This window comes from Bartonella tribocorum CIP 105476 (genome assembly GCF_000196435.1).
GTDB lineage: Bacteria > Pseudomonadota > Alphaproteobacteria > Rhizobiales > Rhizobiaceae > Bartonella > Bartonella tribocorum.
Map to the genome: position 1 here is coordinate 1,229,995 of NC_010161.1, position 13,699 is coordinate 1,243,693.

Sequence of the window (13,699 nt, forward strand, 5' to 3'; positions counted from 1 at the left end):
GGCGCGTTTCCTTGGGGTCTTCAAGATCTCGTGTTTTATTTTAAAGGAAATGCGATGAGTAAACGCGAAACAACAAAGTATAAAATTGACCGTCGTATGGGAGAGAATATTTGGGGTCGTCCAAAATCTCCTGTCAATCGTCGTGATTATGGTCCAGGTCAGCATGGGCAGCGCCGTAAAGGAAAACTTTCTGACTATGGGGTGCAATTGCGCGCTAAACAGAAGTTGAAAGGATTTTATGGCGATATTTCAGAAAAGCAATTTCATAAAACTTATGTTGAAGCTGCTCGTCGGCGAGGTGATACTGGTGAAAATCTTATCGGTTTATTAGAATCTCGTTTGGATGCTGTGGTCTATCGTGCAAAATTCGTTCCTACGATTTTTGCTTCTCGCCAGTTTATTAATCATGGTCATGTGAATGTAAATGGGCGGCGTACAAATATTCAATCGTATCGTTGTAAACCAGGTGATGTTATTGAGGTTCGGGAAAAATCAAAACAGCTTGTTTTAGTTTTAGAATCGGTACAATTAGCAGAACGTGATGTCCCTGATTATATCGAAGCGGATCATAAACAGATGAAAGCAACCTTTACACGTATTCCTGCTTTTGCAGATGTTCCTTATGCTGTGCAAATGGAGCCTAATTTGGTCGTTGAGTTTTATTCTCGATAATTTTTTATGAAAAAAGTTGTTTTCCCTTTATTATTATAATTTCAAACTATTGTGTTGTTTTTATAATCTTTGAAGTTAACAAATATTTTTGAATGGTTCTATATTAAGTTTATTACACTATTCTCGTGTAATAAGCTTGTATAGTTCCATTTCTTTTTTCATATCTGTTTTTATAAATTCAAAAAATATAAATGTAAGCTTTCTTTATATTTGTTTCTGTCTTTGCAAAATGATCTATTACTTGTGCAGGATATGGTATTATGAATGATGTTTCAGTTGAATATCAGGCAATAGAAGAAAAAGATGTGCTTTTGGCAAGCAAAGCAGATGATTGTCATCCAATATTTCGGCGTGCTCCTTCAAGTGTGGAATTTAATAAATTACGTAAACGGCTTTTGCGTCATATGCGGCAGGCTTTGGATGATTTTTCGATGCTCTCGACTGGAAAAAAATGGCTTGTCGCTTTATCGGGTGGAAAAGACTCTTATGGTTTATTAGCACTTCTTTTAGATTTAAAGTGGCGTGGTCTTTTACCCGTTGAAATTCTGGCTTGTAATCTTGATCAAGGACAACCAGGATTTCCTAAACATATTCTTCCAGATTTTTTGAGTTCTTATAAAATTCCCTATCGTATTGAATATCAAGATACTTATTCCATTGTTACAGATAAATTGGCACAGACACAGACATATTGTTCACTTTGTTCTCGATTGCGACGTGGCAATCTCTATCGCATTGCACGTGAGGAGGGGTGTTCTGCATTAATTTTAGGGCATCATCGTGATGATGTTTTGGAAACATTTTTTATGAATTTATTTCACGGTGGCCGATTAGCCGCTATGCCTGGAAAACTTAAAAATGATGAAGGAGATCTTTTTGTATTACGTCCTCTTGTCTATGCCGCTGAGGAAGATATGGAAAAATTTTCTCAAGCAATGCAATTTCCCATTATTCCTTGTAATCTCTGCGGTAGTCAAGATGGTTTACAACGCAATGCAATGAAAGAAATGCTGAAAAATATCGAAAGACAAATGCCAGGACGTAAAGATACAATGATTCGCGCTTTAGCGAATGTGCGCCCAAGTCATTTGCTTGATAAAAAATTCTTTGATTTTAAAACGTATTAATAAAAATGAGATATTAAAAAATAAGTTCAAATAGTTTAAGATAAGATACTTATTTATAATGATAATTTATTGCTTTGCAATTTAACAACCATAAGTGTTTTATTTGAAATTTTCTTATATTGTATCCATAAAACATCTCCTTGCATATCACAAACAGAGCTCTTGTGTGTATAAAACACAATTTAAAAAGCTTCCTTTAAATAACCAATGACTGTCGCAGTATGGAAAATGGGAAAATAATATGACCGTTGGTTTGCTCTTTTTTTAAAAGTAAAAATGAGAGAACCTTTTAGATTTTATTTTATCTTATTCTGTTGTGCAATAAAACATCTCGTCATTGAGAGCGTTGGATCAAAATGATATTAAGCGATTGATAAAAAAGTATTTTTAGAGTGTATAGCAAACATTGAGAGAGAGGATATTGTTCGTAAATCCTCATGAAGTGAATCACATAAATAATTGCACCCTATTGTAAGCAGTCGCTTTTTTGTAAATCCTCTCCAATGGGAAGCTTCATCATTGGAGATGGGCGGAAGTTAAATTTTTTCAAACTGCTATACCATAAAGGTCATAGGCATCCGATTGTTCGATTTTAACGGTGACAAATTCACCGACACGCAAAGGGCGTCGTGATGATATATGGACAACACCATCTATTTCTGGAGCATCGTATTGACTACGTCCTTTGGCAACTTTTCCTTGACTTTCGTCGATAAGGACTTGGAGTCTTTTTCCAATTTTTTTCTTTAAAAGATGTGTCGAAATTTGTTGTTGTTTTGCCATAAAACGATGCCAGCGATTTTCTTTTACGTCCTCAGGAATATTTTCTAATCCCAAATCATTTGCAACGGCCCCCTTTACTTCTTCATATTTAAAACATCCAGCGCGTTCAATTTTTGCATCTTCTAGCCATTCTAGCAGCATATTAAAATCTTCATTTGTTTCGCCAGGAAAACCAACAATAAATGTTGATCGCAAAGTAAGATCTGGACATATTTTTCGCCACTTTTCAATTCTACGGTTTGTTTTTTCCATAAGAGCAGGACGTTTCATATGGCGCAAAACAGTCGGTGATGCATGCTGAAAAGGAATATCCAGATAAGGGAGAATTTTTTTTGCAGCCATAAGTTCGATAACTTCATCCACATGGGGATAAGGATAAACGTAATGCATACGTACCCAAATACCCATATCCCCTAGTTCGCGACAAAGATCAAAAAACTTTGTTTTAATTGTACGATCTTTCCAAGAATTTTCGAGATATTTAAGATCAATACCATAAGCACTCGTATCTTGTGAAATAACCAAAAGTTCTTTTACACCCGCTTGTACGAGTTTTTCAGCTTCGCGAAGAACGTCACTAATGGGGCGTGAAGTGAGATCACCACGCAGCGTAGGGATGATACAAAAACTACACCTGTTAGAGCATCCTTCAGAAATCTTTAAGTAGGCGTAATGGCGAGGTGTTAAACGAATACCTTGGGGAGGAACTAAATCAAGAAAAGGATCATGAATTGGAGGAATTGCTGTATGAACAGCTTCTATAACACTTTCATAAGCTTGTGGTCCTGTAATAGCTAATACATTTGGATAGGTTTGACGAATAACATCAGGATCAGCACCAAGACAACCAGTCACAATAACTTTGCCATTTTCTTTGAGCGCTTCATCAATATTGGCTAATGATTCCTTTCGAGCAGAATCAAGAAAACCACAGGTATTTACAATAACGACATCAGCTCCTTGATGTTGACGCGAAATTTCATACCCTTCAGACCGGAGGCTTGTAATAATTCGCTCAGAATCTACGAGTGCTTTTGGGCATCCGAGAGAGACAAAACTAATACGAGGAGCTACCATGATAATCCTATAATTACTATGAACGACTGAGTTCCGCTTTTATTGACTTACAAAAGTAAAAAATGTTCTTTATTTTTATACATAATAAACTGTTACAAATTTATTTGATTTTTTTCTACAATATTTTATACATGCATACGATTTTAGTTTATTATACTGTAAAATATCATCATTGATGGGTGATGATATAAGACAGAATCCTTCAAAGCATTCAAGTTCTTTTTAGAGTACGTAGTGAATATTTTAAGCTTACTTGTCTAGCCTTGCATCAGTAAAAAACATAAAAGGGAAGAGGAGAAGTAAGACCTGCTCAATAAGAATTTGGATTGTTTATAAACCAAATTGGGCGGCATCCTTTGGCTGTTGGGAGAAAGTCAATTGCGTGTGGTGCAATATTTAAAAATACTCAATAGTTTTTTACTGCATTTTATTGGCATATGTATAGCGTACTATAAATAGGGTTGTTCTTTAATATTTGCGAATAAGGCCGGTAAGTTTGCCTTGTATTTCTACACGATCAGATTTGTATGTACGTACTTCGTAGTGAGGATTCGCGGCTTCTAATGCAACAGAGGTTCCTTTGCGTCGATAACGTTTTAATGTTGCCTCTTTTTTATCAATAAACGCGACAATAATTTCACCTGATATTGCTGTATTTTGTCGTTTCACAATGATCGTATCTTTATCAAGGATACCAGCCTCTACCATAGAATTATCTTTAACTTCTAATGCATAGTGCTCACCTGTATTAACCATATCGTGTGGGAGAGACAGTGTGCTTGTTTGTTGCTGTATAGCAGAGGCGGGAACGCTCGCAGAAATACGTCCCATAATGGGAATAGTGATATTTTTTATTTCTTCTGCCTCAAAGTTATCCGAATTAATCAAGTTTTTTGATATTTCCCTTTTATTTTTTTCTATCATACTGGGAGAAATCTTACGTGCTAGAGAAAGATTAAATGTTATTTTCTCAGGAAGTCGAATCACCTCCACTGCACGAGCACGATTGGGCAAACGACGTATAAAACCTCGTTGTTCTAAGGCTATAATGAGCTTATGAATGCCTGACTTTGAAGAAAGTTCTAAAGCATTTTTCATTTCTTCAAAAGAAGGAGGAACACCAGTTTCTTTTATATGATTGTGAATAAACAAGAGTAACTCATATTGTTTACATGTCAGCATTCAATGTTCCAATCAAAAGAATAAAAAAAGATTACAGTAAAAAATACGTGTATATATAATAATTCTACAATTTTTTTTCGCTAAATCAAAATTATTTGCTTTATTTTTGATCTTATAATTCAAGTTAATTAAGCAATATGTTTATTTAGAGACATATTTAATGTATGATAATTATAAAATTTTACTTTAATAAATTTATCAATAATATTGTTTATATATTATAAAACTATATTAATATTAAATAATATATGAAAATATTTCATAGCTCTGACTGAATTATCCTACACTAAATTTTATGATCGGAGTGTTATCCTTCTACTTTTTTAATATATCTACGTATTTTGTCATTTCTCGTATAAAAAGTTAAATAGAATACATTCTTGCAATAGCGTAACGGATCACTTTATATGTACTTAGAATCATTGTACGTAACTAAAAGTCACATCTTTAAGATGACATTGTTACTTATTCGCATATTTGTTTTTAAAAAGATATCTCTCGATATGCCTGCTTCTATCAAAATGATCTTGTAAATAACATAAAATCTATTGGGCAACGCTATCTTCACATCTCAACAGTCTATACCACCATACCATTTTGCCCAACCCTCATGTTGCGATAATTTTTTGTTATTGAAAGGAAATACAAGAGGCATTTTCATTTTTTTTAATCGTTTTATTCTTCTCCTTTTATTGAGATAAGAGAATAATAAATTATTATAAATCAAAATGTTATATTACAAACCTCTATTTATATTTGAAAATTGAAAACTAAACATAAAGATATAAAAATGAACTATAGTAAGGAGTATTTTTCCGCTCTACCCATGATTCTCAACAGCCCATGTGTGGATGAAGAGGGGCTTATTTCTTGTAATTTTAGCACTTCGAATCTATGAAATATTTTTATAGTTAGATTACTTCTCTATCGAGATTTCAAAAAGAAGATCAAAGGGTAGCTATACGATGACGAGGAAAGGAGAAAAAACGGAAAATTATTGATAACTGGAAAAAATAATAATATTTTTTTCAAAAGGTGTTGACCAAATGAAAAGTCAACCGTATGTTCCTTTCACTTTCTGCAAACTGGATAGCTTGTGTGAGAGCGCGTAGCTCAGCTGGTAGAGCAACTGACTTTTAATCAGTAGGTCCAGGGTTCGAATCCCTGCGCGCTCACCAACTTTAAATACTATAGAAAAGTTTGAGAATGTTTTCTGCTTTGATTATATCTAGTTTTTCGACTGTCTCAATTTTTTGGTTGATTCTATAACTAATCATTTGTGATTAGCTGTTTTGGTATAGAATGCTCTCCTATCTAATCCAAAAGTGCTTTAAACTTGCGATACAACTAGACCTGCGTTGATAGCGCATGTGGCCGCTCGTTTTCGCAATTCATGTTTTTTTTAATAGCCGCTGTATTACATGAACCAAGCTGGTAAAATCATTATACTTATTCACAGTTTATATTATAATATGATTTTCTATAACATATTGATTTATCTATTTTTTATTTTTTAACATCTCTATATAGTACATTTATTTCTTATGAAAATTATAAAATGGTTAACAATGTGTTAATTTTTTGATAAAAGGAGCGAATTCAAGGGTGGTGTATGCGCGAGGGATATCATTTAAAAACGTGAACTCTCCTCTCGCGTACAAAAAGCGTGACGTGGTTTTTACAGTAGTACTTAACAAAAATAAGTGGACTGAATAGATGCCTTCAAATAGTAAAAAGAAATTTACTTCTATTATTAAACCGACATTTCAATTATTTTCCATGATCGTTATTTCTCAGTCATTGGTGTCTTGTTGTGCAAGCGAAACTATGCATTTTTCAGTAAAAGATTCCTATCAGAATAAACCAATTGACGTAAATACTTCTGTTCTACCGAAACAAATGCCCAATAGGAAAAATCAATCAGAAGAAAAAAAGCGTGGGCGGGCGGTTGTTGGTAAACCTTACCAAATAAAAGGAAAGTGGTATTATCCTGAAAATGATCCAACGTATAAACGTGTTGGCGAAGCATCATGGTATGGTTCAGATTTTCATGGACGTTTAACGGCCAACGGTGAAATTTATGACATGAATCTTCTGACTGCTGCTCATCCTACAATGCCTTTACCTAGCTATGCTCGTGTTACTAATTTGAAAAATGGATCTTCACTCATTGTGAGAGTGAATGATCGTGGACCTTTTATGAAAGACCGTATCATTGATTTATCAAGGCAAGCTGCAGCAATACTTGGTTATGTGGATAGGGGAGTTGCAGATGTTAAAGTGGAATATATTTCTGAAGCACCCATTGGCTACTATGATGGTGCATATTTAATGGCCTCTTATACTCCTGGAAATTCTGCCTCATATTCATTAGCGTCAGAAAATGTTTTGAAAAAAAGGGAAACTGTTTTGTTCAAGGAGCGCAATACAGGAAACAAAGAAGAATTAGCTAAAACAGTTTCTGTTTCACAGGAGCAAAGCGATAAAACCGTTGTAGTGAAATTACCAGAAATTGGTCCTATTATGGTTGATAAGCCGGTACCATTCGATCAAGTTGCGTCTATAAATAAGCCAAACAAAAGAACAAAAGTCAATTGGCTACAATTGTTTTAAGGAACAATGTATTGATTTTTAATCAATATTTTTTTCAAATAAAAAAGTCGAGGGTGAGCGTTATTATTTAATAATTTAATATGTCTCTCCAATCCATTATCCAGATCTTCCTGTATGGCAGTGCTTGCTGATAAAGTGTGTATTTTTCTGCTGTCACAGCTTTTTCCAAATGAGGGTAAGCGGACTGTGTGAGTCTGTTTGTGTACTTTAAAACAACTATACAATCTGATTGGAAAAGAATGTAAAGTCTAAAAAGCGGAAAGACATTTCCTTTTAATTCGGCTTTGCAGTCTTTGAAGGCATACAAAGTAGTACCTTATCAGGAGATTACGCATGGTTCACGCTTTTTTATCCATTTCTTAATGGAGTAACCCCCTTCACGTAAATTAAAAACCGTCAAATAAATACACTTTTTGTATTGCCAATTCACACGTGCTCATTTTTCATTTTAAAGAGGCATGTATGATTCTCAAACCCATTTTATAACAGCGTTTGTGAATAGTAGAACTATTAAGCCATTAGGCATCATTTTTTACACGTATGAAGATATAAACCGATACCATCATACATTTATGCAAAGCTCTTATGTTTTTTCAATAATCCTTTAGACTTAAGAGATTTATAAAAAGTATTTTTACTCTCTCTTTAGTAATCCTTCCCCCTATACTAACTTTTCTTATGAATGTTAAAAAAGCGATTTTAATTGTTTCAAAGAAGTGAGATGATGAGAGAGTCTTATAGTATTTTTGTCAGCTTAAAGTTAAAGAAGTAAAATTTTATCATAAATAAATCAATGTACTAGAAATATAAAACATAAAAAGTATATCATTTTACTTTTGCTCATGCTGAATGAAAATAAAACCTTTTCTTGAGTTGTCAAGAATTCCTCAATTTGCGGAAATAAGAAATTTTTTTCCTATATAATGGTTTTTTATGCTGATCTTTGAACGGGAGGAGCGGCTATATGTATACAACATTAAGGATCTTATTGAGCTTATGGGGGATATTGGCATTTAACACGTGGGGGAGAGCGCAAGATTTTCAAATTTCTGCCTCACAAGTGTTGTTACTCGATGATAATACAGAGACAATACTTTATGAAAAACAAGAGTGTACTTCTTTTTTTCCTGCTTCATTAGTAAAATTGATGACGGCGGAAGTCGTCTTTCATCAATTAAAAGAAGGATTGTTAAAGAATACCCAAAAATTCAAGGTTAGTGAAAATGCTTGGCGTAAGGGTGGGGCACCTTCCGGTACAACCACTATGTTTGCAAAAATAAAGACAGAAATCAATATTTCTGATCTTTTGCGTGGATTAATTATTGTCAATGGAAATGATGCTGCTATTATTCTGGCTGAAGGAATATCAGGAGATGAGGACCATTTTGCACAGCTGATGAATCAGCGTGCTAAAATAATTGGATTATCTCAGAGTCATTTTGTTAATGCAACAGGGCTTCCCGAAGAGGGACAATTTGTAACAGCACGTGATATGATTATATTGGCGCGTCATATTGTTCAGGAATATCCAGATTATTATGCACTTTATCGTGAGCCTCATTTTACGTGGAACAATATTTTTCAACGGAATAAAAACCCTCTTATTTTTAAGGAAATTGGTGTAGAAGGATTTGGTTCTGGCTACAGCGAAAAAGAAGGATTTTCAATGGTTGCTACCATTTATAAAAATCATCGGCGTCTTTTTTTAGCAATCAATGGTTTGCAAGATGGTAAAAAACATACAACGGAAATAGAACGCATTCTTCAATGGGGAATAACGGCTTTTGATCTCAAGACGATTTTCACAAAAGGAGAAAGGGTTGGTCTTGCTTCTGTTTATGGTGGAAAGAAAAATTTTGTTCCACTTATTGTCAAAAAACCGATAAGTTTTATGCTTTCAAATGAAAAAGGAGTGAACGTTAAAGCAAAAATTAAATATCATGGTCCATTGAAAGCTCCCATCGTTTCAGGGCAATCCGTTGGCGTCATTCAAATTTTAGAAGATAAAAAGATTCTTTTGGAAAAACCAGTTTTTGCCGAAGAGAATGTTCAGAAAGGAAGTTTCTTTACAAAAGTAAAAGATGCATTCTATGAAATAACAATTGGATGGTTACGGAAATATTTGTAGTTACGCGCTAATAAGATTAAGGTTCATACGTGTCAGGTTATTTTATTACATTCGAAGGAGGGGACGGGGTAGGAAAAACAGTGCAGATTTCTTTACTTGCTGAATATCTCTCTCACCAAGGTTATGATGTTGTTACAACACGAGAACCAGGAGGAACGGCAGGAGCAGAAGCAATCCGACATATTTTGTTATCAGGGAAGGTACAACAATATGGACCGTTGATTGAAGCTGTTTTGTTTACAGCGGCACGTACCGACCATGTTGCCGAAATTATTGCGCCTTCTTTGCAAAAAGGTAAAATCGTTTTATGTGACCGCTTTATTGATTCTACACGCGTTTATCAAGGGCTCAATGAAAGAGTCAATTCTTCTCTTCTTTCTGTTTTAGAGTGTATTGCACTTAATGGTATCATGCCTCATTTAACATTTTTATTAGATATGCCAGCAGCGTGTGGTATAAAGCGTGCAAATTTACGAAGAAAAAAAACTGAAGAAATCGATTATTTTGAAAAAAAACCGTTGGAAATTCAAGAACAAAGGCGTCAAGCTTTTCTCCAATTGGCCAAACAGGAACCGCATAGATTTCGAGTCATTGATGCAACGGGTTCAGTGGAAGTCATTGCGCATCAAATAAAAAATATTTGTCATCAGGTATTGTTGGATAAGCTTTCATGAGTGATGTAAATACCTTACGACAATATGATGATATTGATACAATTTTATCTCCGTCCCAGAATAATATTAGCTTTGGTCATGAGGATGTTCGTCACTTTTTGACACAAATGCTTAAAGAGGAGCGTTTGCATCATGCATTATTATTTGAAGGGGAATATGGGATTGGAAAGGCGACATTAGCTTTTCACCTTGCTTGGAATATTTTAAGTTCTCAAAAGGGTGCTTTCCTAAAACCAGATCTTCATTCCGTCACATGGCGCCAAATCACACAGGGCAGTCACCCTGGACTTTTGTATATTTCACGTCGATTTGATGTAAAAACACAAAAGTTTAAAACAGGAATACTCATTGATGACATCCGTGATATTACACATTTTTTAAGCCGAACATCGCAAGATAATGGATGGCGTATTGTTATCATTGATGCTGCAGATGATATGAATAGAAATGCTGCCAATGCAATTCTTAAAATACTTGAAGAGCCCCCGGCAAAAGCACTTTTTATTATTATCGCGCATTCTTCAGGAAAATTGCTTCCAACAATCCGTTCACGGTGTCAAAAAATTTCTTTTCGCCCACTGAATCATGATGAAATGAAAAAAGTTATTACACATATTTTCACTAATCAGGATTTACCGGATGAAAAAACGATTGAAATGATTATTAAAAAATCCAAAGGAAGCCCTCGAAAAGCTGCTTTACTTATTTGCCATGGCGGTCTTGAAATTATTAAAACAATTGATGCTCTTCTAAAACAACCTGCTTGTAATGCAACGATTGTACACACGCTTGCACAAACATTTTCATCCGTTTCTTCCCCCTTCCAATTTCAACAATTTTGTGATGAAATTCTTGATAAAATACAACAAAAAGCTATCACGCTCGTTGAAAAAGAAAACTTATTTCTCTCAAAAAAATATGCGCAAAAATGGCAGGAGATTCATCGAGAAATAGAGGAAGTACAAGTGTTTAATCTCGATAAGAAGCAGTTTGTTATTAACTTGCTTTTTAGAGTTCATAAGATCATTCATGAGGATTAGTTTTTCCGTGACAATGTGATAAACAGACGTTATGTCATTGTATCTTTTATTTATAGCGTTTTACAATGAGTATGACATGCGTGACACATATTACATAACAACTCCTATTTTTTATCCTAATGGTCATCCGCATATTGGACATGCCTATAGTGCCATTGCAAGTGATGTCTTAGCCCGCTTTCAGCGATTAAACGGAAAAAAGGTATTTTTTCTTTCTGGTACAGATGAGCATGGTTTAAAGATGCAACAAACTGCAGCAGCATTGGACATGACACCTCAGCAACTTGCAGATCGTAATAGTGCAGTATTTCAAAAAATGCTTGCGGTATTAAATTGTTCTAACGATGATTTCATCCGTACAACAGAAGAACGCCATTATCAAGCCTGTCAAGAAATTTGGAAAAAGATGGAAGAAAATGGCGATATTTATCTCGGCCGTTATACGGGTTGGTATTCGGTTCGCCAAGAAGCCTATTATGAAGAGAAAGATACAGAAGTTGGACCAGATAATATCCGTCGCGAAAAAGAATTAGGTTCTCCCGTTGAATGGAATGAGGAAGAAAGTTATTTTTTTAGACTTTCTCGTTATGAAAAGGCTCTTCTTGAATATTATGAAAAGCATCCTGATTTTATTGCTCCCCTTGAGCGGCGTAATGAAATTATAAGTTTTATCAAATCAGGTTTAAAAGATATTTCTATTTCACGGGCAAGTTTTAATTGGGGAGTTGCTGTTCCTGAAAATCCCAAACACGTGATGTATGTTTGGGTTGATGCGCTTACAAATTATCTATCAGCAATTGATTTTTTTAATAAAAATTCAAAAAAACGTAATTTTTGGCCTGCAAATACGCATATCATTGGTAAGGATATTATTCGTTTTCATGCCGTCTATTGGCCGGCATTTTTAATGTCTGCGGGAATTGAATTACCTAAAAATATTTTTGCACATGGTTTTTTACTTAATCGTGGTGCCAAAATGTCAAAATCTGTTGGAAATGTCGTTGATCCTTTTGAAATGATTGATCATTATGGTCTTGATCAGGTTCGTTATTTTCTTCTCCGTGAAGTCCCCTTTGGACAAGATGGTAGTTATAACCATGAAAGCCTTGTGAATCGTATTAACGCCGATCTTGCTAACGATCTTGGAAATTTAGCACAGCGTTCTTTATCTATGATTGCTAAAAATTGTGATGCAAAGGTTCCTAAGCCCGCCGCATTTTTAGTTCAAGATAAACAGCTTTTAGAACAATCTCTTCAAGTGCTTGAAACGGTACATCAAGCGATGTCTTTTCATAGTATGCACTTAGCTCTATCAGCTATTTTTTCAACTGTAGCAGATGCCAATCGCTATTTTGCCAACGAACAACCTTGGAGTTTACGGAAAAGTGATCCAGAGCGATTTTCTACAGTTCTTTATATAACTGTAGAAATCTTGCGACGAATAGGAATTATGCTTTTGCCTTTCATCCCCCAATCAGCAGCAAAGCTTCTTGATAGCCTTGCGGTTGCTGAAGATGATCGGTTGTTGTATCATATAGCTCATGCAAAAATTCAAGAAGGACTTGATCTTCCACCACCAGAACCGATTTTTCCTCGTTATATCTTGAAGAAAGAAGATTCTCATCATGCTTATTGATACACATTGTCATCTTGATTTTGAAGATTTTTCACAAGATTTGGATAATGTTATCCAACGGGCTTTAGATGCTGATGTTAGACGTATGATAACAATTTCAACCCATGTTCGTAAGTTAGATAAGCTGTTAGCCATTACGCAAAGCTATGATCAAGTCTTTTGTTCCGTTGGAACACACCCCAATCATGCGCATGAAGAACAAAATATTACAGCCAAAGAGCTTATAGAGCTCTCGAAGCATCCTAAAATTGTTGCATTTGGGGAAGGGGGGCTTGATTACCATTACGATTATTCTACACCAGAAGAGCAAAAGAAAGTTTTTCAAGAACATATCATTGCTTCTCGAGAAACGCAGATTCCTCTTGTTATACATTCACGCAATGCAGATATCGATATGGAGAAAATCTTACGTGAACAGGTAAAGGAAGGGGCATTCCCCTTTATTCTTCATTGTTATTCGTCTGGAATGCAGCTTGCTCGTGCTGGTATTGAACTTGGTGGTTATATTTCTTTTTCAGGTATTCTTACTTTTAAAAATGCATCTGAAATTCGTGAAATAGCAAAAATTGTACCCCATGAGTATTTACTGGTGGAAACAGATGCACCCTATTTAGCCCCTAGTCCTCATCGGGGAAAAACCAATGAACCATCTTTGGTATGTTATACAGCAGCTGTTTTGGCTAAAACAATTGGCTTAAGCACTGAAGAAACAGCTCAAATAACAACGCGTAATGCTTTTCGTTTATTTAGCAAAATGAAATAAGGCA

At 34.9% G+C, this 13,699-nt stretch carries 10 protein-coding genes and 1 tRNA gene; 9 read left to right on the forward strand and 2 right to left on the reverse strand.

Features of this window, described 5'->3' with window-relative positions:
• The first annotated feature begins 54 nt into the window (after positions 1 to 54).
• Together rpsD and ttcA are read left to right on the forward strand one after the other, a co-directional pair.
• Positions 55 to 672 (forward strand): 30S ribosomal protein S4, encoded by a 618-nt coding sequence (gene rpsD, locus BTR_RS05490; protein ID WP_012231733.1) that lies wholly within the window; start codon positions 55 to 57, stop codon positions 670 to 672.
• Positions 673 to 932: 260 nt separating this feature from the next.
• Positions 933 to 1,799, forward strand: coding sequence for a tRNA 2-thiocytidine(32) synthetase TtcA (ttcA, locus tag BTR_RS05495; protein WP_012231734.1), 867 nt, complete (start codon positions 933 to 935; stop codon positions 1,797 to 1,799).
• 546 nt (positions 1,800 to 2,345) lie between these two features.
• Here the strand turns inward: ttcA and rimO are convergent.
• Together rimO and lexA are read right to left on the reverse strand one after the other, a co-directional pair.
• A complete protein-coding gene (rimO, locus tag BTR_RS05500) occupies positions 2,346 to 3,659 on the reverse strand; it encodes a 30S ribosomal protein S12 methylthiotransferase RimO (protein WP_012231735.1) in 1,314 nt (437 codons plus the stop codon).
• 468 nt (positions 3,660 to 4,127) lie between these two features.
• On the reverse strand, positions 4,128 to 4,841 hold the full coding sequence (gene lexA / locus BTR_RS05505) for a transcriptional repressor LexA (protein ID WP_012231736.1): 714 nt from the start codon (positions 4,839 to 4,841) through the stop codon (positions 4,128 to 4,130).
• 1,102 nt (positions 4,842 to 5,943) lie between these two features.
• Between lexA and BTR_RS05510 the strand changes: the two genes are divergently transcribed.
• From BTR_RS05510 to BTR_RS05545, 7 genes are all read left to right on the forward strand, one after another.
• A tRNA-Lys gene (locus BTR_RS05510) sits at positions 5,944 to 6,019 on the forward strand.
• 538 nt (positions 6,020 to 6,557) lie between these two features.
• Entirely contained in the window at positions 6,558 to 7,454 is an 897-nt protein-coding gene (locus tag BTR_RS05515) for a septal ring lytic transglycosylase RlpA family protein (protein WP_012231737.1), read from the forward strand.
• Between the two features lie 964 nt (positions 7,455 to 8,418).
• A complete protein-coding gene (locus BTR_RS05525) occupies positions 8,419 to 9,582 on the forward strand; it encodes a D-alanyl-D-alanine carboxypeptidase family protein (RefSeq protein ID WP_012231738.1) in 1,164 nt (387 codons plus the stop codon).
• A 29-nt stretch (positions 9,583 to 9,611) separates the two neighbouring features.
• Positions 9,612 to 10,256, forward strand: a complete 645-nt coding sequence (gene tmk, locus BTR_RS05530; protein WP_012231739.1) for a dTMP kinase — start codon at positions 9,612 to 9,614, stop codon at positions 10,254 to 10,256.
• Positions 10,253 to 11,296, forward strand: a complete 1,044-nt coding sequence (locus BTR_RS05535) for a DNA polymerase III subunit delta' (RefSeq protein WP_012231740.1) — start codon at positions 10,253 to 10,255, stop codon at positions 11,294 to 11,296. The genes tmk and BTR_RS05535 overlap by 4 nt, the downstream gene beginning before the upstream one ends.
• A gap of 76 nt (positions 11,297 to 11,372) precedes the next feature.
• Positions 11,373 to 12,932, forward strand: coding sequence for a methionine--tRNA ligase (gene metG / locus BTR_RS05540; RefSeq protein ID WP_012231741.1), 1,560 nt, complete (start codon positions 11,373 to 11,375; stop codon positions 12,930 to 12,932).
• Positions 12,922 to 13,695 carry a TatD family hydrolase gene (locus BTR_RS05545; RefSeq protein ID WP_012231742.1) on the forward strand — a complete coding sequence of 258 codons (774 nt, stop codon included), beginning with the start codon at positions 12,922 to 12,924 and terminating at the stop codon, positions 13,693 to 13,695. The genes metG and BTR_RS05545 overlap by 11 nt, the downstream gene beginning before the upstream one ends.
• The last annotated feature ends 4 nt before the right edge of the window (positions 13,696 to 13,699 follow it).